Annotated in this window: 23 protein-coding genes; 1 reads left to right on the top strand and 22 read right to left on the bottom strand. The window is 31.7% G+C overall.

What is annotated here, in order from left to right; genetic code table 11:
* Positions 1 to 220 precede the first annotated feature (220 nt).
* The 19 genes from recO to lepA form a co-directional block, all read right to left on the bottom strand.
* Entirely contained in the window at positions 221 to 973 is a 753-nt protein-coding gene (gene recO, locus CD127_RS07490) for a DNA repair protein RecO (protein WP_103299125.1), read from the bottom strand.
* 31 nt (positions 974 to 1,004) lie between these two features.
* Positions 1,005 to 1,904 (bottom strand): GTPase Era, encoded by a 900-nt coding sequence (gene era, locus CD127_RS07485; RefSeq protein WP_103299126.1) that lies wholly within the window; start codon positions 1,902 to 1,904, stop codon positions 1,005 to 1,007.
* A complete protein-coding gene (cdd, locus tag CD127_RS07480) occupies positions 1,905 to 2,309 on the bottom strand; it encodes a cytidine deaminase (RefSeq protein WP_103366288.1) in 405 nt (134 codons plus the stop codon).
* Between the two features lie 21 nt (positions 2,310 to 2,330).
* A complete protein-coding gene (locus CD127_RS07475) occupies positions 2,331 to 2,666 on the bottom strand; it encodes a diacylglycerol kinase family protein (protein WP_103299128.1) in 336 nt (111 codons plus the stop codon).
* A gap of 7 nt (positions 2,667 to 2,673) precedes the next feature.
* Entirely contained in the window at positions 2,674 to 3,135 is a 462-nt protein-coding gene (gene ybeY, locus CD127_RS07470; protein ID WP_103299129.1) for an rRNA maturation RNase YbeY, read from the bottom strand.
* The gene (locus CD127_RS07465; RefSeq protein ID WP_103366287.1) at positions 3,136 to 4,083 is read right to left on the bottom strand and encodes a PhoH family protein; all 948 of its coding nucleotides are present in this window, start codon (positions 4,081 to 4,083) and stop codon (positions 3,136 to 3,138) included.
* A 371-nt stretch (positions 4,084 to 4,454) separates the two neighbouring features.
* Positions 4,455 to 5,168 (bottom strand): hypothetical protein, encoded by a 714-nt coding sequence (locus tag CD127_RS07460; protein ID WP_103366286.1) that lies wholly within the window; start codon positions 5,166 to 5,168, stop codon positions 4,455 to 4,457.
* A gap of 18 nt (positions 5,169 to 5,186) precedes the next feature.
* The gene (floA, locus tag CD127_RS07455) at positions 5,187 to 6,173 is read right to left on the bottom strand and encodes a flotillin-like protein FloA (RefSeq protein WP_103298128.1); all 987 of its coding nucleotides are present in this window, start codon (positions 6,171 to 6,173) and stop codon (positions 5,187 to 5,189) included.
* 12 nt (positions 6,174 to 6,185) lie between these two features.
* Positions 6,186 to 6,836 carry an NfeD family protein gene (locus CD127_RS07450; protein ID WP_160148979.1) on the bottom strand — a complete coding sequence of 217 codons (651 nt, stop codon included), beginning with the start codon at positions 6,834 to 6,836 and terminating at the stop codon, positions 6,186 to 6,188.
* A 222-nt stretch (positions 6,837 to 7,058) separates the two neighbouring features.
* Positions 7,059 to 7,235 carry a 30S ribosomal protein S21 gene (rpsU, locus tag CD127_RS07445; RefSeq protein ID WP_000048060.1) on the bottom strand — a complete coding sequence of 59 codons (177 nt, stop codon included), beginning with the start codon at positions 7,233 to 7,235 and terminating at the stop codon, positions 7,059 to 7,061.
* Positions 7,236 to 7,365: 130 nt separating this feature from the next.
* The gene (gene mtaB / locus CD127_RS07440; protein ID WP_103298126.1) at positions 7,366 to 8,712 is read right to left on the bottom strand and encodes a tRNA (N(6)-L-threonylcarbamoyladenosine(37)-C(2))-methylthiotransferase MtaB; all 1,347 of its coding nucleotides are present in this window, start codon (positions 8,710 to 8,712) and stop codon (positions 7,366 to 7,368) included.
* Positions 8,713 to 8,717: 5 nt separating this feature from the next.
* Positions 8,718 to 9,470, bottom strand: a complete 753-nt coding sequence (locus CD127_RS07435; RefSeq protein ID WP_103298125.1) for a 16S rRNA (uracil(1498)-N(3))-methyltransferase — start codon at positions 9,468 to 9,470, stop codon at positions 8,718 to 8,720.
* 1 nt (position 9,471) lies between these two features.
* A complete protein-coding gene (gene prmA, locus CD127_RS07430) occupies positions 9,472 to 10,410 on the bottom strand; it encodes a 50S ribosomal protein L11 methyltransferase (RefSeq protein ID WP_103366284.1) in 939 nt (312 codons plus the stop codon).
* Positions 10,411 to 10,413: 3 nt separating this feature from the next.
* Complete coding sequence (gene dnaJ, locus CD127_RS07425; protein WP_103366283.1) at positions 10,414 to 11,547, bottom strand: molecular chaperone DnaJ; 1,134 nt, start codon at positions 11,545 to 11,547, stop codon at positions 10,414 to 10,416.
* Between the two features lie 149 nt (positions 11,548 to 11,696).
* On the bottom strand, positions 11,697 to 13,535 hold the full coding sequence (dnaK, locus tag CD127_RS07420) for a molecular chaperone DnaK (RefSeq protein WP_103366282.1): 1,839 nt from the start codon (positions 13,533 to 13,535) through the stop codon (positions 11,697 to 11,699).
* A 60-nt stretch (positions 13,536 to 13,595) separates the two neighbouring features.
* A complete protein-coding gene (grpE, locus tag CD127_RS07415; protein WP_103366281.1) occupies positions 13,596 to 14,231 on the bottom strand; it encodes a nucleotide exchange factor GrpE in 636 nt (211 codons plus the stop codon).
* A gap of 31 nt (positions 14,232 to 14,262) precedes the next feature.
* Entirely contained in the window at positions 14,263 to 15,240 is a 978-nt protein-coding gene (gene hrcA, locus CD127_RS07410) for a heat-inducible transcriptional repressor HrcA (protein ID WP_103366280.1), read from the bottom strand.
* Between the two features lie 99 nt (positions 15,241 to 15,339).
* Positions 15,340 to 16,464 (bottom strand): radical SAM family heme chaperone HemW, encoded by a 1,125-nt coding sequence (gene hemW / locus CD127_RS07405; RefSeq protein ID WP_103366279.1) that lies wholly within the window; start codon positions 16,462 to 16,464, stop codon positions 15,340 to 15,342.
* A 220-nt stretch (positions 16,465 to 16,684) separates the two neighbouring features.
* Positions 16,685 to 18,508, bottom strand: a complete 1,824-nt coding sequence (lepA, locus tag CD127_RS07400; protein WP_103366278.1) for a translation elongation factor 4 — start codon at positions 18,506 to 18,508, stop codon at positions 16,685 to 16,687.
* Between the two features lie 336 nt (positions 18,509 to 18,844).
* Between lepA and rpsT the strand changes: the two genes are divergently transcribed.
* Complete coding sequence (gene rpsT / locus CD127_RS07395; RefSeq protein ID WP_103298117.1) at positions 18,845 to 19,096, top strand: 30S ribosomal protein S20; 252 nt, start codon at positions 18,845 to 18,847, stop codon at positions 19,094 to 19,096.
* A gap of 39 nt (positions 19,097 to 19,135) precedes the next feature.
* Here the strand turns inward: rpsT and holA are convergent, their stop codons facing one another.
* From holA to CD127_RS07380, 3 genes are all read right to left on the bottom strand, one after another.
* Positions 19,136 to 20,110 (bottom strand): DNA polymerase III subunit delta, encoded by a 975-nt coding sequence (gene holA, locus CD127_RS07390; RefSeq protein WP_103298116.1) that lies wholly within the window; start codon positions 20,108 to 20,110, stop codon positions 19,136 to 19,138.
* A 79-nt stretch (positions 20,111 to 20,189) separates the two neighbouring features.
* Positions 20,190 to 22,121: a DNA internalization-related competence protein ComEC/Rec2 gene (locus tag CD127_RS07385; RefSeq protein ID WP_235851304.1), complete on the bottom strand. Its 1,932-nt coding sequence runs from the start codon at positions 22,119 to 22,121 to the stop codon at positions 20,190 to 20,192.
* Between the two features lie 258 nt (positions 22,122 to 22,379).
* Positions 22,380 to 22,838, bottom strand: coding sequence for a ComE operon protein 2 (locus CD127_RS07380; protein ID WP_103366276.1), 459 nt, complete (start codon positions 22,836 to 22,838; stop codon positions 22,380 to 22,382).
* Positions 22,839 to 22,862 lie beyond the last annotated feature (24 nt).

The following is a 22,862-nucleotide window of genomic DNA, read 5'->3' as shown; positions in this document are numbered from 1 at the left end:
GGGTTATGTATGAATAATATTTTAAAATTACGCCATTTAGATATAAAAAATACTTTAAAAAGTAATATTGTAATTCGTACTACATTTTGTAATGTTATCACAGAAAAATAAAATATTACTGTTAAGAAAGCTTAATGTTTCTAAAAAAAAGATAGAAAACAACCTATTATTAAAACGACTTTTTGTATATATAAATAAAGTTTATTTTGAAAACTACTTACTATTCATCAAGTCGTTTTAATTGATTTATAAGTTTCTGACTTTTGAAATACATGCCTGCATACTCTCTATAAAGCATAATAAGTAATTCAGACATTTCATCTAAAATGTCTTGATTAATGTTGAAATGATTCATTTTATTAATTGGTAATTTTTGAAGAACATCTAGTAAATAAAATGTTTTATTTGAAATACGCAAAGCATGAGGATCTTGTGTTAGTTCTTTTTCAGTAATTGTACCGTCAAATCTAAAGCTATATGCTACTAGTTGAGATTGATCTGTATCTCCTGAAATTGCTGAATGGTCAAAGAAAGCTGTGAAACCGAATCGGCTCATACATTTTAATAATACAATGATTGACATTAATTGAGCAGAGTCACCTTCTTCTATTTTTTCCAATACAAAATGCAATAATTGATAATGATATGGTGACACTTCATCTTGCTCCATCGAGCGATCAATCGTTTCAGCGCAAAGTGTTGCATAACTACTATTAAAGATATCTAAACGTAAGTCATAATATTGATTAATGACATCAATTGAAGACAATGTTCCCATACCGCGCCACTTATTATAAATAAATAAGCCATACACAAATAATTGCGTATGGGCTTGGAGGCCAGTTCTTGATTTTTTAGCACGTCTAACCATTAAAGGAATTTTAGCACCATATTCATTTAAAATAGTGATAATTTTATCAGATTCACCATAGTCGACTGATTTAATAATAATCCCTTTTTGTCTTTCGAGCATTTCCTTCACCGGCCCCTAATCTAACTAATTTTTAATCTTGGTCTTCAATATAACCCATTTGACGAATGAAATTAACTTTATTACGCCAATCTTTTTGAACTTTCACCCAAAGTTCTAAATATACTTTAGAGCCAAGTAGCATCTCGATATCTTGACGAGCGCGTTTACCGACTTCTTTGAGTTTTTTTCCACCTTTACCTATTACAATTCCTTTTTGAGAATCGCGTTCTACGTAAATTGTCGCTTCAACTCTAACACGATCTTCGCTTTCTTTAATCATTCTATCTACATTTACACCAATAGCGTGCGGAATTTCTTCACTAGTTAAATGCAAGATTTTTTCACGAATAATCTCACTTACTACGAATTGTTCTGGGTGGTCAGAAATTTGATCATCTGGATAATACTTCGGCCCTTCAGGTAAGTATGTTTTTAAAACATCAATGAAATGGTCAACGTTTAACCCTTCTAATGCTGAAATTGGCACGATTTCAGTAAAGTCCATATATTCTTTATATTGTTCAATTCTTGGCATTAATGCATCTGGGTGCACTAAATCTATTTTATTTAGCACTAAAAATACTGGCGTTTTAACATTTTTCAACATTTCCATAATGTACTCATCGCCACGTCCAATTTCTTCATTTACGTTTACCATAAACATAATAGCGTCAATTTCTGAAAGTGTATTTTTAGCAACACGCATCATGTAATCGCCTAATTTATGTTTAGGTTTATGAATACCTGGTGTATCTAAAAAGATGATTTGTGCATCATCTCTTGTCATCACACCTTGAATTTTATTACGTGTTGTTTGAGCTTTATCTGACATAATTGCAATTTTATGTCCAATTACTCTATTCATAAATGTTGATTTACCAACATTCGGTCTTCCTATAATAGAAACAAATCCTGACTTATGTTCTGTCATTTATTCTAAATCCTTTCCTGAGAAGCCATGAGGTAATAATTCTGCTACCGTTGACTCTAATAATTCTCCTTTGTGATTTGTCATATACACTGGCATATCATCATCACATAATTCTTTTAATACTTGTCTGCATGTGCCACATGGAGATGACGGTTTGTCTGCATCAACTGTGACAGTAATAGATTCAAAGTCCCCAGGTCTGTAGCCTTCTGCAATTGCTGCGACTAGACTTGATCTTTCGGCACATATGCTAGATGGATATGCTGCATTTTCCACATTAGCGTCATAAAATGTACGACCATCTTTTGCTTTTAAATAAGCGCCGACTTTGAATTTACTATATGGTGCATAGGCACGTTTTTGTGCTTCTCTTGCTTCTTGAAAATAATGCGATTGATAACTCATTTACCTCATCCCCTTTTCCACTTAAAAAATATGTGGAATAAAAATAATTAATCCTATAATCAATGCAAAGATAGAGACTAACATCACACTAAACGCTGCTATATCTTTCGCTTGTTTAGCAAGTTCATGATAATCCATGGTTACTAAATCGACCACGCACTCAATTGCAGTATTAACTGCTTCTAACGTTAGTACTAAAACAATCGCTAGTATTATAAACATCCATTCAAATCGATTTAAATGAAACACGAATCCTAAAATAATTGCAATTAGTGCAACAATCATATGCAATAAGTAATTATGATCTTTTATAAGAAGCGTTTTAAAACCATCAAAAGTGTATTTAAATCTATTTATAAATCTATTAATCTCTAGTCAATCCATAGGCGTTTAATATTGTATCTTGACGGCCAAACATTTCTTTCTCATCTTCTTCATTCATATGATCATAACCTAATAAATGTAAAAATCCATGTAATGCTAAAAATCCAAGTTCACGTTCAAATGAATGTCCATAACTATCTGCTTGTTCTTGAGCAACATCAGTACAAATAATGATGTCTCCTAATACACGTGGAATGTCCATGCCTGAAATCTCAGGTTCGTCTTCTTCAAGTGCAAATGAAATAACATCTGTAACTTTGTCTTTATCGCGATACGTTTTATTAATATCTTGAATTTCATCTTTATCTACAAAGGTAACTGAAAGTTCAGCTTCTTCTTTGATATTTTCTTGATCTTTTGCAAAATTGAGTAAGTCATCAATTTGTTGATACCAATCCTCTTTGACGAGTCCAGTGTGATCATTAAAATCAATTGTAAACATTTAAATGTCTCCTTCATATCGATCAATAATTTTACTTACTAATGGATGTCTTACTACATCACTTTGGTCTAATTGCATAATATTAATGCCCTTCACACCATGTAATTTTTTAACTGCTTCTTTCAAACCACTTTTTACGCCTTTTGGCAAGTCAATTTGCGTTTGGTCGCCAGTGACAACCATTTTTGACCCGAAGCCTAATCGAGTTAAGAACATTTTCATTTGTGCGTGCGTAGTGTTTTGCGCTTCATCAAGGATAACAAACGCATCATCTAATGTTCGTCCACGCATATATGCTAAAGGTGCAATTTCAATTGTACCACGCTCAATAAAACGAGCAGTTTGTTCTCTTCCTAGCACAGTATTTAAACCATCATATAAAGGTCTTAAATAAGGATCAACTTTTTCTTTTAAATCGCCTGGTAAGAAACCTAAAGACTCTCCAGCTTCGACTGCAGGTCGTGTTAAAACGATGCGTTTAACATTACCTTTCCTTAATTGTTTAGCTGCATAGACAACCGCTAAAAAGGTTTTACCAGTACCTGCTGGACCGATACCAAAGACTAAATCATTACGTTTCATAGCATTGATATATAATCTTTGTCCCATTGTTTTAGCTCGAATGGTTTTACCAAATGCATCTTTAGTAATTTCTTCATCATATAAATCTAGTAAATATTGAATTGTATCATTTTTTGCCATTTTAATAGCAGCTTCAACATCTTTAAGTGTAATTGAGTTTCCCAATTCAATTACTTTTATTAAATTTTTTAGAACTAATTCTGCTTTTTCAACATGCTCTATTACCTGCCCTTTTACAGCAATTTCTTGTCCACGAGCATGTATCACGACATCAAACGCTTCCTCAATAGCTTTTAAATGTTCATCATTATTACCTATTAAAGCTTGAGACTGATTAATGTCGTCTATTTGAATTATTCCTGGCATAAAAGCGCTCCTTTTCACAAATACAATATGTTTAATAATTTAAATTGATAATATTAATTATAACTCTAATTTTCTTTGAAAATGTATTATAAAACTTAACGGATTTCTAAATAGTTAATATTAAATAGTAACTTATAGTAATACTATCTTTCATATAAATTTTACTAAACAATGTTAAAGGATACAAATGTAATAGGTTTCGTACATAGTAGAATATTACTTAATTTTAGTATTAATAATATGTAGAACTTTAATTTCTAAATTTTAGCTTTCAAATCATTTATTTTTATCACAAATAAAAAAGAGCAGAACTGAAATCAATGTTAGTTTCAAAGATTTCATAGTTCTGCTCTAGTGATGTTGAACGCCAATTACAATTGCTTAGGTCTTTCAAGAACTTCTTGCCAGATAAGTCCATTAACAATCGGATCTTTATCAAATTGCAAACTTTGATGTGTCATATCTTGCTCAATAGACTTACTGTTAAGCAATTGCTTTAATCGATAGCGCTTTGTTCGTTCTGATAAATTTTTATCTTCAATAATAGCACGTGCTTTATGTTCAATACGAGAAAGTTGTTTTTCTTTTTCTCGATCAATTTCAGTACGAATATTGAACAAACTATCAGCTAATTCTTGTTCTAATTTCTCTTGTAATTTTCGACGTTCTTCATCTGTACGTCGACCTGAATTTTCATTTTTATGTTGTTGAGCTTGTTGCATTTCAATTTTACGATGTTGTTGTCTTTGTGCTCTTTCAATTTCTTCAGGTTGTTGTTCTTTGTAGATTTCTTTTTCAAGTTGACTATCATGATAAACCTTTTTCTGATTATCTCGTGTGTTTTTTCGAGATTTTTCAGAATGCTTGGGTTCCTTAGATTCATCTGATAAGCTCTCTTCAAATTCGTTAAATGCTTCTTCTAATTGTTCGAAAAAACCTTTTTTACGTTCAGGCTTTTGAGTAGGTTCCCCCACTTTTCGTTGAGGAGGACGTTGATTTCGGCGCTCTTCATGACTTTTATCACGCATAGCACTTATTATCGAGATAATAACAGATATTACAAATATGAGAATACCTATATTCATTTAATCACCCCTTGTTAATTACTTCGGTGATTCGTCATCGTTTTGTTCAGTACGTTTATTAATTGCATTTCTCATGCCTGTATCTGCTTCTACATTTTTCAAATTATAATAATCTTTAACGCCAATGTTACCTTTACGTAAGGCTTCAGCCATTGCAAGAGGCACTTCTGATTCAGCTTCTACTACTTTGGCGCGCATTTCTTGAACTCGTGCTTTCATTTCTTGTTCAGATGCTACGGCCATAGCACGACGTTCTTCGGCTTTAGCTTGAGCAATGTTTTTATCAGCAAGTGCTTGTTCAGTTTGTAAGTCAGCACCAATATTTTTACCAATATCTACGTCTGCGATATCAATAGATAGGATTTCAAATGCAGTACCTGAATCTAATCCTTTACTTAATACGGTCTTAGAAATGTTGTCTGGATTCTCAAGGACTTGAGTATGATGTTCACTTGAACCAATTGTTGAAACGATACCTTCACCAACACGTGCAATAATCGTTTCTTCTCCAGCACCACCGACTAAGCGTGAAATATTCGCACGAACTGTAATTCGGGCTTTAGCTTTAACTTCAATACCATTCATCGCTACACCAGTAATAAATGGTGTTTCAATGACTTTAGGGTTAACAGACATTTGAACGGCTTCTAATACATCACGACCAGCTAAGTCGATTGCTGCACCTCGTTCAAAAGGTAAATTGATATCTGCACGTTGCGCAGCGATATTTGCATCTACTACTCTATCTACGTTACCACCTGCAAGGTAGTGAGATTCTAATTGATTTGTAGTTAAATTTAAGCCAGCTTTATGAGCTTTAATAAGTGGTCCTATTACTTTACGAGGAGATACACGACGTAAGCGCATACCTACTAGTGTACCGATACCTACTTTTACACCAGCAGCAATTGCTGAAATCCAAAGTCCGACTGGTACAAATGAGAATAGCAATAATAATGCTACTATAATGATGACAACAATGATGATAAGTCCAATACTAAACATTAAATCGCTCCTTTATAAATGTTCTATTTCTCTTACAACAACTCTCGTACCTTCCATTTCAAGGATTTTAACTTCTTTATTTCTAAGAATAAAAGAACCATCAGACACAGCATCAATTCTTTCGTTATTAATAGTGATAATTCCTGCTGGTCTTAAATCTGTAACAGTACGAGCTGTTTGTCCAACTAAGTGAGAACGGTCATCGTGAGATCTATAACCTGCTTCAGCAGATGTGGAGTCTTTTAATACAACTTTATCTAAAAATGGAATCTTTCTCTTAAGCACTTTCACTAGTATCACCCATTCAATAATAGATAAGATTAAGGCTATTACTACGTTTAATAGCATAAGTAAAATATTATCGCCAAGCATTATAATACTTATTACGATTAGTGTAATACCTATAATTCCTATAATGGCACCTACTACGAATAACTCTATGATTACTAATATCGTACCTACGAAAAATAGTAATACAGAGATTAAATTGACATCTCCACTAATTAGAAAGCCTAAGAATAAAACTAATAATGCTAAGGATGCAATGACCCCCGCTAGATTAATTCTTTTAGAATAAAGTTGGTATAAAAAGCCTAAAAAAATGATACAAGTTAATATTAAAGAAATAATAGGATGAGTCAGTACATTAGATAAATCTTCCATCCCAGCATTATTAGATAAAGCCGAATTAAAACCTATATGTATTGCGTTAGAATAAGCCACAATTTCACCTCGCTCTCGACTATGATTATACATGAATATATTTATATATTATAGTGCTAGCATAAAACTATAAGAATATAAAAAAACTCCCAATTAGCAAAGGCTAATCGAGAGCATATATATAATTAACATTCTTGTTGAGGGAGTCAACAGAGCTATTAATTATTTGAATTTACGTTTACGTGCAGCTTCTGATTTCTTTTTACGTTTTACGCTTGGTTTTTCGTAAAATTCACGTTTACGTACTTCTTGGATAGTACCACTTTTAGATACTGAACGTTTGAATCGACGTAATGCATCTTCAAGTGATTCGTTTTTACGTACTACTGTTTTAGACATCTGTATTTCCCTCCCTCCAAATATCAACGGAACTTTAAAGTCATTAATCGCATAGCAATTTGACTATGCTTTTATTAGTATAATATATGAAATAATTATGGTCAATTGCAAATCTTTATAATTTTAAAAATTATAATAGTACTGCATCTTCTGATTTATTTGTAGCGTGATCTACTACTCTAATAGCACTACCAATGTTAATTGGATAATCAGCTTTATTAATTTTAACTTTTACAATTTCACCAATTAATGATTCATCGCCTTCAAATTCTACTTTCATGTAGTTATCAGCGTAACCTACTAAAGTACCTTCAGTTTCGCCAGCTTCTTCAGGGATAACTTCTAATACTTCATTTTCAAATTTAGATGCATATTCTTTTGCAAGTTGGTCACTTAACGCGATTAATTTATGCACACGTTCATTTTTGATATTTTCATCAATTTGATCATCCATACGTGCTGCAGGTGTACCAATTCTTGGTGAATATGGGAATACATGAAGTTCAGAGAATTTGTGTTTAACAATAAAATCATATGTTTCTTGGAATTCTTCCTCAGTTTCTCCAGGGAAACCAACGATAACGTCACTTGTTACTGCTAAATCTGGTAAAGCATCATGTAATTTCGTTAATCTTTCTGAGAAGTGTTCCATTGTATATTTACGTCTCATACGTTTTAAGACTGTATCTGAACCAGATTGAAGTGGTACATGTAAATGTCTTACTACTTTATTACTTTGTTTTAATACACCAATGACTTCATCTGTTAATTGACTAGCTTCAATAGAAGAAATTCTGATACGTTCTAAACCGTCAATTTCTTCTAAATCTCTTAGCAATTGTGCTAAATTATAGTTTTTCAAGTCTTGACCATATCCACCAGTATGAATACCAGTAAGTACAATTTCTTTATAACCAGCATTAACTAGTTGAGTCGCTTGTTCAACTACTTTTTCAGGGTCACGAGAACGCATTAAACCACGTGCCCATGGAATAATGCAAAATGTACAGAAGTTGTTGCAGCCTTCTTGAATTTTTAGAGAAGCTCTTGTTCTGTCAGTGAAATAAGGCACATCTAATTCTTCGTATGTACGGTTTTTCATAATATTTCCAACGCCGTTAATAGGTTGACGTTCTTCTCTAAATTGATCGATATAGTCTAGTAATTTATGACGATCTTGAGTACCTACTACTACATCAACGCCTGGAATTTCCATAATTTCTGCAGATGATGTTTGAGCATAACAACCTGTAACACATACAACGGCCTCAGGATTTTGACGGATTGCTCTTCTAATAATTTGTCTACTTTTTTTATCTCCAGTATTTGTTACTGTACAAGTATTGATTACGAATACATCAGCATTTGTTTCAAAATCGACTCTATCGTAATCTGCTTCTTTAAATAGTTGCCAAATTGCTTCGGTTTCATAGTGATTCACTTTACATCCTAAAGTGTGAAACGCTACTGTTGACATATTATTCACCCCATTAATTCTTTTTCGAAACTTATAGCACTTAATGCATAAAGTGGCGCAGTTTCAGCCCGTAAAATTCTTGGTCCTAAACCTACAGTGGTACCTACTTCACTAAATTTAGAAATTTCTTTTTCTGAAAAGCCACCTTCAGGTCCAAATATAAATAAAATGCGATCATTAGTCTTAAATTGTTTTAATTGTTCTTTAAAAAGACTAACTTCCCCACGTTTTGCTTCATCTTCATATGCTAATAAAATATAGTCATAATGACTAATAGTATCATAAATTTCATCTAAATTCGACTTGAATTTTATATCTGGAATGACTAAACGATAACTTTGTTCAGCAGCTTCTTTGATAATTTTTTGCCAGCGTTCTAATTTCTTTTGAACTTTATTCGCTTGCAATTTAACAACAGATCTATCCATTCCAACCGCTATAAAGTTTGAAGCGCCCATCTCAGTACTTTTTTGTAATAGCCACTCGTATTTATCTGCTTTAATAAGTCCACTACAAATTGTCACTTCTACTGGCAATTCAGTATTAATATCTTGTTGTTCTAATAACTCAATTTCAATTTTATCTGATTCCATATTACTGATTTGAGTTGTATAAACCTTTTTATCACTGAAAGTAATAATAATTTTATCACCAACAACATTTCTCATTACATTAGTAATATGATGAATATCTTCTTTACTCGTAATAAAAAAACGCTGATCTTCATCAGCGTTTTGATTAATAAAGTACCTTTGCAACTTAGTCACTCACTTTCTGGCCAACGATACAAACCCAACCGTTGTCATGATTGATTGATACTATATTGAAACCTACACGCTTCATATGAGACACGATGTCTTCATGTTTTTCCTCAATAATACCTGAAGTAATAAAATAACCTTCTTCATTTAGAGTATTATAAGCATCTTCAATCATTTCATCAATAATGTGAGCTAAAATATTTGCAATTACAATATCAAATTTTTCAGTTTCATCTTGTAATAAGTTGCCTGGAACAGCTTCAATTGCATCTTCACAATTGTTTTTCTTAAAGTTTTCTTTAGCTACATTGACAGCCATTTCATCGATATCTAGTGCTTTGATTCTTTTAACACCAATAAGATGACTTGCAATACTTAGAATACCAGAACCTGTTCCAACATCTATTACTGAATTAGATGGTGACACATATGTTTCAATCGCTTTTAAACACATACTTGTAGTAGGATGATCTCCTGTACCAAATGCCATTCCAGGATCTAATTCAATACATAGCTCCTCGTTTGATTCCTTAGTATATTGTTCCCAACTAGGTACAATAGTAAATCTTTCTGAAGCTCTGAAAGGATGGAAATAGTTTTTCCACTCATTTGCCCAATCTACTTCAGCTATCGTTTTTTCAGAAAAAAGAACTGAATCTTTATCGATATCTTCAAGAGCTAAAATGTCATTATAGATTTTATCTTTTAATTCTTGAGTGTATTTAATTTCATTAAAGTAAGCTTTTAATCTTACACCATATTCAGGATAATCTTCTTTTTTTAGTTCATAGATTTCACCGAATTTGTCAGCTGGTTGATTGATTAAGTCATCAGAATCTTCTATTACTACACCATTCGATCCGTAGTTCTCTAAAATGTCTGTAACTAAATATTCAACTTCATGATTAACAACAACTGAAAGTTCTGTCCAGTTCATTATTTATTCCCCTCTAAAGAATTTACGTGCTTTATCTTTAAAATTAGATGGTTGTTCTTCTACACTTTCACCACTAATTTCTGCAAATTCTCTCATTAATTCTTTTTGTCTATCAGTTAACTTAGTAGGTGTAACTACTTTAATATTAACAAATAAATCGCCATGACCGTAACCATGAACATTTTTTACACCTTTATCTTTTAAACGGAATTGTTTACCAGTTTGTGTACCAGCAGGGATAGTAAGCATTACATTTCCGTTTAATGTAGGGATTTTAATTTCGTCACCTAATGAAGCTTGTGGGAAGCTAACATTTAATTTATAGAATAAATCGTCGCCATCACGTTCAAATTTATCTGAAGGTCTAACACGGAAGACTACATATAAGTCACCATGTGGTCCACCATTTTCACCTGGCGCACCTTCACCAGCTAAACGAATTTGTTGATCATTATCTACACCTTCTGGCACTGTAACTTCCAATTTAACTGTTTTATTTTCAGTACCTTTACCGTGACAAGTTGGACATGGTTCTTCAAATTCTTGACCTGAACCATCACATTTAGGACAAGTTTGTTCAGTTCTAACTCGACCTAAGATAGTATTTTGTTCCACTGAAACATGTCCAGCACCATTACAATAGCTACATGTTTTCTTATTAGTGCCTGGTTTAGCACCGTCACCATTACAAGTATGACATGTAACATCTTTTCGAATTGAGATTTCTTTTTTAGTACCAAATACAGCTTCTTCAAAATCAAGCGTCATTGTGTATTGTAAGTCATCACCTTTACGTGGAGCATTAGGATCTCTTTGACGTGAGCCACCAAAGAACGAACTAAAGATATCTTCAAATCCTCCACCACTAAAGCCACCGAAGTCTTGACCTCCAAAGCCTTGGCTACCAAAGCCACCTTGAGGTCCGCTATGACCGAATTGATCGTAGTTAGCTCTTTTATTTTCATCACTTAATACTTCATACGCTTCAGAAATCTCTTTGAATTTCTCATCAGCGCCTTCTTCTTTATTGATATCTGGATGATATTTTTTCGATAACTTACGATAAGCTTTTTTTATTTCATCTTTAGAGGCATCTTTACTTACACCTAAAACTTCATAGTAATCTCTTTTAGCCACTGTTATCTCTCCTTTTAATCATTCTGCATTTATTCAAATATTTTAATTATAACAGAAAAAGCCAAAGCCAATGTTCAATTGACTTTGACTTTTTGGCTGACATTTATAGATGTTTACTGAATTTAGCAAACTTTATAAACGATTAGCTATTATTTTTTATCTTCATCGTCTTTTACTTCTTTAAACTCAGCATCTTCTACATTGATATCATTACCTGATTGTTGTTCAGCGCCACCTTGAGCTTGTTGTTGTGCTTGTTGCGCTTGTTGGTAAACTTTAGCAGATAATTCTTGAATTACTTTTTCAAGGTCTTCTTTTTTAGATTTAATTTCATCTAAATCTTGACCTTCAAGTGCTGATTTTAATGCATCTTTTTTGCTTTCTGCATTTGATTTATCTTCTTCACTGATATTTTCGCCTAAATCAGAGATTGTTTTTTCAACTTGGAATACTAAGCTATCAGCGTCGTTTCTTAAGTCTACTTCTTCACGACGTTTTTTATCTGCTTCAGCATTTTCTTCAGCATCTTTAACCATACGATCAATTTCATCATCAGATAAAGCTGAGCTTGATTGGATTGTGATATTTTGCTCTTTATTAGTACCTAAGTCTTTAGCAGTTACATTTACGATACCGTTTTTGTCGATATCGAATGTTACTTCGATTTGAGGTACACCACGTGGAGCTGGTGGAATATCAGTTAATTGGAATCTTCCTAATGTTTTGTTGTCAGACGCCATTGGACGTTCACCTTGTAATACGTGAATGTCTACAGCTGGTTGGTTATCAGCAGCTGTTGAATAAACTTGTGATTTAGAAGTTGGGATAGTTGTATTACGTTCGATTAACGTATTCATACGTCCACCCATAATTTCGATACCAAGTGATAATGGTGTAACGTCTAATAATACTACGTCTTTAACGTCACCAGTGATAACGCCACCTTGGATTGCTGCACCCATAGCTACTACTTCATCTGGGTTTACACCTTTATGAGGTTCTTTACCGATTTCTTTTTTAACTGCTTCTTGAACAGCTGGGATACGAGTAGAACCACCAACTAAGATAACTTCATCAATTTCTGAAGTAGATAATCCAGCATCTTTAAGTGCTTGGCGAGTTGGTTCCATTGTACGTTTAATTAATGAATCAGCTAATTCTTCAAATTTAGAACGAGTTAAGCTAATTTCTAAGTGTAATGGACCATTTTCACCTGCTGAAATAAATGGTAATGAGATTTGAGTTTGAGATACGCCTGATAAATCTTTTTTAGCTTTTTCAGCTGCGTCTTTAAGACGTTGTAAAGCCATTTTATCTTGAGATAAATCTACGCCATTTTCTTTTTTGAATTCAGATACTAAATAATCAATGATTACTTGGTCAAAGTCATCCCCACCAAGTTTGTTGTCACCTGCAGTTGAAAGTACTTCGAATACGCCATCGCCTAATTCAAGGATAGATACGTCAAAAGTACCGCCACCTAAGTCGAATACTAATACTTTTTGATCTTGGTCAGTTTTATCTAAACCATAAGCTAATGCTGCAGCTGTTGGTTCGTTGATAATACGTTCAACTTCTAAACCAGCAATTTTACCAGCATCTTTAGTAGCTTGACGTTCAGCATCATTGAAATATGCAGGAACAGTGATAACTGCTTTTTCTACTTTATCTCCTAAGTAGCTTTCAGCAGTATTTTTTAAGTTTTGTAAAATCATAGCTGAAATTTCTTGAGGAGTATATGATTTACCTTCAATGTCAACTTTGTAGTCTGTACCCATATGACGTTTGATAGATTGTACAGTATTAGGGTTTGTAATTGCTTGGCGTTTAGCAACTTCACCTACTTGAGTTTCACCATTTTTGAATGCTACAACTGATGGTGTAGTTCTAGCGCCTTCAGGGTTTTGGATTACTTTAGGTTCGTCACCTTCTAAAACTGAGACACATGAATTTGTTGTACCTAAGTCAATACCGATTACTTTACTCATAATAAAATTCCTCCAATATGATTAATTTAATGTAATGAATGGTGTTTTCGTCAAATAAAATTATTGATTTACTTTAACCATTGATGGTCTTAAGACTCTATCTTTTAACTTATACCCTTTTTGTAATTCTTGAGTAATTTCTCCAGATTTGAAATCAGGATTATTATCTTGAACTACTGCTTGGTGGAAGTTAGGATCGAATTCTTGACCTTCAGATTCGATTTCTTCAAGACCATTTTCTTTTAAAGCTCTTAATAAGCTTTCATGAACCATTTGTACACCTTTTTGTAATGATTTAAATGATTCATCTTCGCCTTCAATTTGAAGTGCGCGTTCAATATTATCAATTGTTGGCAAGATGTCAGTTAAGACACTTTGCGCTTGATATTTTTTATTTGTTGCATTTTCATTTTGAATTCGACGTTTGTAGTTTTCGAATTCTGCATATAATCTTAAATATTTTTCTTCGTTTTCGTTAGCTTTTAATTGTAATTGCTGAATTTCTTCATCTTTAGGATCTACTGATGTTTCTTCAGAGTTTTCTTCACTAACGTCATTATTTTGTAAATTATCATCTTCTGAAGTAGAAGTAGTTGAGTCACCATTTTCTACTGTTGTTGGTTCCTCTTTTTTATGTTCATCTTTTTCTTCAGAAACGTCTGTAGTGTTTTTTACAGATTCATCTTTTTCTGTCATGTTATGCCCTCCAATATAATTACAATTAGACTTACCAAATTTGGCTAAGTAATTGAATCACATTTTGATAATGCATCGCAGTTGGTCCGATAACCGCAATTTGTCCTTTTAGAGAATCATCAAAATGATACTGACTAGTGACAATAGAAATATCACTCAGACTATCATCAATTTCTTTACCAATTTTTACATTAATACCTGAAGTAGATATATCTTCAAGTAATTCCGTAATCCGTTCAGATTCTAAATATTGTAAAATTGGTTGAATAGATGAAACATTGGTTTCATTCAATGCATCAATTAGTTTAACCTTTCCGCCCATGAAAATGCTATTACTTTGTTTGAGTAAATGAGAATTAAGCATTGTTATTAAATCATTTACAAAATGTTCTTCCTCTAAAGCCTTTGAAAAATACTTTGTTTTCTCATTTAACTTTGTATCTTCAAGACCATAGTTACTAGTAATAAATTTCGCTATTTCTGTTAATCTATTACTATTCAAACTTATATTAGAACTTAATTGCAAATGTTCTACATGGCCGGAATGATAAATAATAACCATAATTAATATAGACGGATTAGCCTGTATTAAATGAATATTATTTATAATATCTTTATTGTGATTAGGACGAACAACTAACGTTGCATATTGAGATTTCATAGATAATTCGTTTGCAAAATAACTTAATGCTGAAGAAATATCGTAGTGATTCTCAATCAATAGTTGATTTAACCGTTGAACTTTCTTTTGTTTATGATGAGATGTTTGTTTTAATAATTGATTGACGTATAATCTTAAACCTTTCTCTGAAGGAGAACGACCTGATGAAGAATGTGCTTTTTCTAAAAAGTTTAATTCTTCAAGTTGTTTCATATCGTTCCTAATCGTAGCTGGGCTCACATTTAAGTGATGTCTGTCAATCAAGGTCTTAGAACCAATAGGTTGTCCTAAATCAACATAATCTTCAACAATTGCATTTAAAATGCTTAATTGCCTTTCAGTAATCATGTTTTCACCTCATTAGCACTCTTTTATCTCAAGTGCTAATTATAATTTATCAAATTGGTCAAAGTAAGTCAACGTTAAAGCTCTGATTTTTATAAAAAATTATATATTTAATAAAAATGCCTCGAAAACCTCGTTTCCTATCACTTTTCCTCTTTCAGTCAACGATATATAATCATTATTTTCTTTTAGTAAATGTTTGTTTTTAAGTTGATTGATTGTTTGACCAAATACCTCATTTAAAGAAACGTTAAATTTATTTTCAAACGTTTGTCTATTAACACCTTTATTCATTCTTAAACCTAAAAACATTTCTTCTTCCATCTTTTCTTCAAATGTAGGAAAATTGCTCGTTAAGATAGGACGTTTTCCATTGTTTATTGCATTAATATAATGTTGAACGGGATTTAAGTTTGAATAACGTTCCCCATTCACATATCCACTTGCTCCAGCTCCGAAACCATAATATTCTTCATTTAGCCAATACACCTTATTATGTTCTGATTCATGTCCTGGTTTAGCAAAATTAGAAATTTCATATTGATGAAATTGAGTACTTGCTAATGACTTCATTAAATATTGATACATGTCTGCACCCAAGTCTTCATTCGGTAGCTTGAGTTTGCCTTTACGATACATATTATAAAATTGAGTTTTAGGTTCAAGTATTAACCCATAACTCGAAATATGATCAATATCCATTTGAAGCGCTCTATTTAAGCTATCCGAAAAATCTTCTAAAGTTTGTGAAGGTAAATGATACATTAAATCCAAACTTATAGACTCAATTCCTGCTTTTCTTGCATTATTAACTGCATTATAAATATCTTCAGTTTGGTGCGTACGTCCAAGAATTTTTAATAATTCAGGTTTAAACGTTTGGACACCCATCGATATTCTATTAACGCCATAGTCTTTTAATAATTTAACTTTATTAAAAGTAAGTTCATCAGGGTTTGCTTCAAAACTATATTCACCATTTATTTTAAATATAGAATTAATAGCTTTAAGCAATCGTTCAAGTTGAGCTTCACTCAATGCAGTTGGCGTGCCACCGCCCACATACATAGTTTCTAATTCTCTATTTTGGCTAGTTTTCATTTCTTCAATTAATGCAGTTAAATATTCATCTACAGGTTGTTTATGAATAAAAAATTTATTGAAATCACAATACGTACAAATTCTTACACAAAATGGAATATGGATATAAGCACTTTTAACCGACATTTTTACACCCCCACTTAAAATTTCCGAATAAAAAAAGGTTAAGACAAAGGTACAAGAGTTATAGTAGTTATAAGTAAGTTTAATTCTTACTTATGCAAGCTATTTACTCTACTAAATTCTGTTATAAAGGAGTGAAACAGAAACCTTAAATTTAAAAGAATTTCGTTGCCTCACTCTCTATATAAACAGTACCTATGATTGTCTCAACCTCATTTATATTCTATTCGTCATCCATTTTTAATACAGCTAAGAAAGCATCTTGCGGAATTTCTACGCTACCTACAGCTTTCATTTTAGCTTTACCTGCTTTTTGTTTTTCTAAAAGTTTACGTTTACGACTAATATCGCCACCATAACATTTAGATAAAACGTTTTTACCCATTGATTTTATATTAGTTCTAGCAACAATTTTTTGTCCGATAGCAGCTTGGACAGGTACTTCGAATTGTTGTCTAGGAATCAATGTTTTTAATTTTTCAACTAAAGCCTTACCTCTTTCATAGGCAAAGTCTCTGTGAACGATGAAACTTAAAGCATCGACTTTGTCGCCATTTAATAGAATGTCCATCTTCACAAGGTTACTTTCTTTATTCTCAATGAATTCATAATCAAATGAAGCATAACCTTTAGTATTTGATTTAAGTTGATCGAAGAAATCGAATACGACTTCTGATAATGGGATTTCATAAACAATATTTACGCGAATATCATCTAAATAATCCATATTGATAAATTGCCCACGTTTACGTTGGCATAGTTCCATTACTGCACCTACATAATCATTAGGAACCATCATCGTCGCTTTTACATATGGTTCGTAGATTGCCTCAATTTTATCACGTTCTGGCATTTGAGCAGGATTATCTACAGTTACTTCTGAACCATCTTTCATTATACATTGGTAAATTACAGATGGAGCAGTAGCAATTAATTCAATACCAAATTCTCTTTCAATACGTTCTTGAATAATTTCCATGTGAAGCATACCTAGGAAACCAGTTCTGAAACCAAAACCAAGTGCTTGAGATGATTCAGGTTCAAATTCTAATGAAGCATCGTTTAATTGTAGTTTTTCAAGCGCTTCTCTTAAATCGTTATAATCTTTATTTTCTATTGGGAATAATCCACAATAAACCATAGGATTCATTTTTTTATAACCTTTTAGAGGCGCCTTAGCAGGACGCTCAGCATGAGTAATTGTATCACCTACACGTGAATCATCTACATTCTTAATACTTGCAATAATGTATCCAACGTCACCAACAGTTAACTCTTCAACAGGTAACTGTTTAGGTGTATTAATACCAACTTCACTTACTTCAAATTCTTTACCAGTAGCCATCATTTTAATACGATCGCCTGCTTTAACTACGCCTTCCATTACACGAATTGATGAAATAACACCACGATATGGGTCATACTCAGAATCAAAAATAAGTGCTTTTAAAGGTGCACTTGGATCGCCTTCTGGAGGTGGTACAACTTCTACGATTTTTTCTAAAATCTCTTCTATACCAATATTTGATTTAGCACTTGCTAACACTACGTCATCTTGATCTAAACCAATAACGTCTTCTAATTCTTGTTTTACCCTCTCTGGTTCAGCGGCAGGTAAATCAATTTTGTTAACAACAGGTAGTAGTTCTAATTCATTATCTAAAGCTAAATAAACATTTGCTAATGTTTGTGCTTCAATCCCTTGTGCAGCATCAACAACAAGTATTGCGCCTTCACAAGCGGCTAATGATCTAGATACTTCATAAGAAAAGTCTACGTGCCCTGGTGTATCAATAAGATGGAATGTATAAGTTTTTCCATCGTTCGCTTCATATTTTAAACGTACGGCATTTAATTTAATTGTAATACCACGTTCTCTTTCAAGATCCATAGAATCTAATAATTGGTCTTGCATTTCTCTTGTTTCTACAGATTTTGTATTCTCCAAAATTCTATCTGCTAATGTTGATTTACCATGATCAATATGAGCAATTATAGAAAAATTTCGGATAGTCTCTCTTCTGTTATAGCGTTCTTGCATATCCATAACCTATCATTCTCGCTTTCATAAAATTAGCCCGTATATGTATACATCTTTGATATAATATCGTTTTTAAAACTTAATTGCAAATTTGAGATAAACTATTATATTGTTACTTTATTGATTTAAATTAACTTGTTTCAACGAACTAGTTGTTAATTTATACTTCAATTATAAAGTGTTGAATTAGGCTTTCCAATAGCAAATGCGATTTAATTGCTAAATAAAATTGTTTAACTCCAATTAATGATTGCACAAACATACATGTTTTGATAAAATATTTCTTGTTGTAATCAAAATAAAATTTGATATGCTAAAGCTCACTTTTAGGAGGTGACAGTAATGCCAAATATTAAATCTGCTATTAAACGTGTGAGAACAACTGAAAGCGCTGAAGCTCGTAACATTTCACAAAAAAACGCTATGCGTACTGCAGTGAAAAACGCTAAATCAGCTATCGCTAATAACGCTGATAACAAAGCTGAATTAGTTAGCTTCGCTATCAAATCAGTTGATAAAGCTTCACAAAGTAACTTAATTCATTCAAATAAAGCTGATCGCATTAAATCACAATTAATGTCATCAAGTAAATAATTCTTTTAAAAAAGTTCAAGCGCTAAGCTTGAACTTTTTTTATAGGGACAAAATAAACAATTCAAGTATTAATTGTTTGTCCATATAAGATGATTTAAGTTTATAATCTGTTTCAGCACAATTATCAATGATATTTAACAGCTGATTTAATTGATAGTGTCTTACTTGAGTAAGAGCAAGTTTTACTCTATATGGATGAACGTTAACTGTCTTAGCAATTTGTTGTCCGCTATAGCCCTTCTGAGAAAGAATCTTACATTGATAATATAATCTATAATTACTTGTTATTAATGCTAATAACTTTATAGGTTCTTCCTTCATGATAATTAGATCTTTAACAAGTGCAATTGCTTTAGCTTTTTGCCCCTTTTGAATATATTCTGTTAATAAGAAGACATTTTGTTCTAAACTACGATTAATGATTAAGTTAACATCCTCTTTAGTTATCGTTGCTCTATCACCTAAAAATAGTATGATTTTTTCCAGTTCTTGTGAAACGATATTGAAATTTATACCAGTTAGTTCAATAAATAAATTTAATGCATCCTGCTTGATATCTTTATAATTTTCATAAAGTTTATTCTGTATCCAAGTTTTTATTTCTTGTTCAGACATCTGTTCTACTTTAGAAAGTTTGCCATTTTGTTTTAGCGTTTTAGTTATCTTTTTACGTTCATCCAATTTATTTTGATAAATTTCGAAGATGATAAGATTTTCACCGTCGTATTTATCAAGAAATTCTAAAATTTGATCATTATTAGGTGTTAAATCTTTTGAAACTTTTTCGCCTGTAAAAATAAAAGAATTTTTAACTACAATGGCTTTTTTCTCTGAGATAAAAGGCATAGTTAATGTCTCTTCAATAATATTAGACATGCTATGTTCATAAAGGTTAAATTTGATATAGTTAAAATCATCTTTTTCTTCATTTAAAAAGTCATTTACAATTTCATTACTTTTCTTTTCAACAAGCTCTGGTACTTCTCCATAAACGGCCACTATATTATTCCCCATAGTAATGAGCACCCTTTCTAATTTTTACACGTTTACATATTATATCATGAGACAATTATTATCACTAATTATCAATAATTTATTTAAATGAGGTTTTGAAGTGATTATCAAGATTAATAGAAATTTCTCCCTCACTTTGCGTATTGAAAATCTTTGAATCCAATTTTATCAGAGAATCAATTGTAGATTGATTAGGAAGATGATACTTATTATTCTTACCACTAGAAATAATACTTATTGAAGGGTGAATCTTTTCGAGAAAAGGCATTGAGCTACTCGTTTTACTGCCATGATGCCCTACTTTGAGTATATCTATTTTAGGTAAATCATATCTTTTAAGCAACAACGTCTCATTATTCTTTGTGGCATCCCCCATTAATAATATGTTAATCATTCTATATTTAACTAATAAGACAATACTTTGTTCATTTTTATCCTCACTTATTGGTATATAGGAATTCAGAAAAGATATATTACTATTTGATAGTTGAATTGAATTAATCTTCGTCGCATCGAACAATTTGATATTATTCTTTTCACAAATTATTTGTATTTGAGAGTATTGTTCTTTTGAATAACTTGGGATATTAATATATAATCGTTTGATTTTAATGTGATTAGCTAAGTAAGGAAATTCTGCGATATGATCTGCGTGGGGATGTGTCAGAATTAGATAATCGATTGAAGATATACCTTTAGATTTTAATGAAGGAAGTATATGATATTTTGAAATATTATGGCTAGCAGATTGGTTGTTGGATGATTCCTTTCCTCCAGTATCAACCATTACAGTTTCATTTTTATTAGTTTGAAATAATAAACTGTCCCCTTGCCCTACATCAAAAAAAGTAATTGAATTATGATGTGGCTGTGAATTGAATGAAATGATTACTACAAATGTTGATAGAATTAAAAAACTAGCTAACAACTTCTTGTGACAAATAAAAATATAACTCAGAAGTGAAAGTAAAAAGTAGATTAATAAGTTAAATGAAGAAGTTGAAGCAACAAATATCTGATCATTTTTAAAGGTAAGAAATAAATTGAGGATATCATCATGAACAATAAAAACTTCGTTCATAAGATGATTTATAAAATTAATGTTATTTACAAAGTGATAAATAATAAATATAAAAATTGATAAAGGAAAGATAATAAAGCTATATAAAGGGACAAATATTAAATTTGAAAACAATCCAATCCATTGAAGTTGATTAAAGTGATAAATACTTATAATTGAAGATGATAACTGCGCGATAAATGTTAGAAATAATAAACTTTGTAAGTGAGACAACGAATTTATTAGTGGCAAAGAAAGAACTATAAATAATGATATTAAAAATGAAAATTGGAAACCTATATCATATATAATTGACGGGTAGCTAATTGTTAAACCTATAAAAACAACACTTAAAATATCTAGTGAAGAAAGTTTAAACTGACGTGGAATGACTAAAAATATAATCGTAGCTAAAATAGCTCTCAAAGCACTAGGAGCAAAATTAGTATAAAAAGCAAAAAGAATAAGCATTATAATGATAGACAATTTTATAAGTACTTTTGGAACATTAAACCTCACTAAACTTTGATGAATTAAAACGGATATAGTAGCAATGTGAGAGCCGCTCACTGCAAGTAAATGATAAATACCTATTATTTTTACTTTGTCTAAATATTCTTTATCTATCCCACTCATGTCACCAGTAATTAATGCTAATATTTTTTCAGGATATTTCAAATTACTATGTTGAAGCTTAGTAGTAATATACTTTATGTGACGCTCAATAAAATTATTATGAGTAACCATATGACATTGTTTATAATTAATTTCTTTAATAAATACATATGCCTTATCATTGATTACATTTGAGAGGGTTCCCTTAATTGGGCATGCATTATTTTCTAACATACTCGCTTTTATATTTGGGTTTTTACTTATATATGTAAATGAATAGCCAATATTATCAATAAAGAATTCGCCTTTAAACTGATTTTTAGTTTGGTTAACCATACTATTAAATACTACTTCTCTATCAATGTTTTGATTCAATTTATAGTATTGGATTAGTTTAGCGCTAGCGTTTATATTATGATTTGCTACTAATATCCCACTTATAAAACTTATAATTAATAAAATTACGAGGTTTAAATTAAATTGTTTTTGAAGACCGAGAAAAATTAATAAACTTATAAGAAACAGTGAAAACATTTTTAAATGAATCCACAAAATTCCAGATAGTAAACTTAAAGCTATATAAATCATAAGTTATTAATTCAATAAATATTGAGCAACTTTCTCAGCTGAAAAATCAATTTGCTGATGCTCTATACCTGATTGAGCTAACAATTTAAGTGCATACTCATGATTATGATAATCTTGTGCATAATAGATTCTAGTAATACCAGCTTGAATAATTGATTTGGTACAGTTTAGACAAGGGAAATGAGTTACGTAAATAGTGGCACCCTCAGTAGATACACCTTGTTTGGCACATTGAAGTAAGGCATTCATTTCAGCATGAATTGTTCGAATACAGTGGCCATCTTCGATTAAACAGCCCTCGTCAATACAATGAACTTCGCCTGCTACTGACCCATTATAACCTCCGGCAATGATTCTATTGTCTTTTACAATAGTAGCTCCCACTGAAAGACGTTGACAAGTTGAACGTAATGCTAATAGATGGCTTTGAGCCATAAAGTATTCATCCCATTTGATTCTTTCCATAATTTTCAGCTCCATTAAAATGTA

The sequence above is a fragment of the Staphylococcus petrasii genome, assembly GCF_002902565.1.
Classification (GTDB): Bacteria; Bacillota; Bacilli; order Staphylococcales; family Staphylococcaceae; genus Staphylococcus; species Staphylococcus petrasii.
Note: the sequence above shows the minus strand (reverse complement) of the source record. Positions and strands in the feature narration are given on the sequence as shown.

Bases quoted from the DNA above. Each gene is read 5' to 3' on its own strand.
- dnaK (WP_103366282.1), bottom strand. From the start codon at position 13,535: ATGAGTAAAGTAATCGGTATTGACTTAGGTACAACAAATTCATGTGTC.
- grpE (WP_103366281.1), bottom strand. From the start codon at position 14,231: ATGACAGAAAAAGATGAATCTGTAAAAAACACTACAGACGTTTCTGAA.
- CD127_RS07385 (WP_235851304.1), bottom strand. From the start codon at position 22,121: ATGGTTAACCAAACTAAAAATCAGTTTAAAGGCGAATTCTTTATTGAT.
- CD127_RS07380 (WP_103366276.1), bottom strand. From the start codon at position 22,838: ATGGAAAGAATCAAATGGGATGAATACTTTATGGCTCAAAGCCATCTA.
- hemW (WP_103366279.1), bottom strand. From the start codon at position 16,464: ATGTCGGTTAAAAGTGCTTATATCCATATTCCATTTTGTGTAAGAATT.
- holA (WP_103298116.1), bottom strand. From the start codon at position 20,110: ATGGGGAATAATATAGTGGCCGTTTATGGAGAAGTACCAGAGCTTGTT.
- prmA (WP_103366284.1), bottom strand. From the start codon at position 10,410: ATGAACTGGACAGAACTTTCAGTTGTTGTTAATCATGAAGTTGAATAT.
- rpsT (WP_103298117.1), top strand. From the start codon at position 18,845: ATGCCAAATATTAAATCTGCTATTAAACGTGTGAGAACAACTGAAAGC.
- era (WP_103299126.1), bottom strand. From the start codon at position 1,904: ATGACAGAACATAAGTCAGGATTTGTTTCTATTATAGGAAGACCGAAT.
- recO (WP_103299125.1), bottom strand. From the start codon at position 973: ATGCTCGAAAGACAAAAAGGGATTATTATTAAATCAGTCGACTATGGT.
- cdd (WP_103366288.1), bottom strand. From the start codon at position 2,309: ATGAGTTATCAATCGCATTATTTTCAAGAAGCAAGAGAAGCACAAAAA.
- rpsU (WP_000048060.1), bottom strand. From the start codon at position 7,235: ATGTCTAAAACAGTAGTACGTAAAAACGAATCACTTGAAGATGCATTA.
- CD127_RS07465 (WP_103366287.1), bottom strand. From the start codon at position 4,083: ATGCCAGGAATAATTCAAATAGACGACATTAATCAGTCTCAAGCTTTA.
- ybeY (WP_103299129.1), bottom strand. From the start codon at position 3,135: ATGTTTACAATTGATTTTAATGATCACACTGGACTCGTCAAAGAGGAT.
- hrcA (WP_103366280.1), bottom strand. From the start codon at position 15,240: ATGATTACTGAAAGGCAATTAAGCATTTTAAATGCAATTGTTGAAGAT.
- CD127_RS07460 (WP_103366286.1), bottom strand. From the start codon at position 5,168: ATGAATATAGGTATTCTCATATTTGTAATATCTGTTATTATCTCGATA.
- floA (WP_103298128.1), bottom strand. From the start codon at position 6,173: ATGTTTAGTATTGGACTTATCATCATTGTTGTCATCATTATAGTAGCA.
- lepA (WP_103366278.1), bottom strand. From the start codon at position 18,508: ATGGATATGCAAGAACGCTATAACAGAAGAGAGACTATCCGAAATTTT.
- CD127_RS07450 (WP_160148979.1), bottom strand. From the start codon at position 6,836: ATGGAAGATTTATCTAATGTACTGACTCATCCTATTATTTCTTTAATA.
- mtaB (WP_103298126.1), bottom strand. From the start codon at position 8,712: ATGTCAACAGTAGCGTTTCACACTTTAGGATGTAAAGTGAATCACTAT.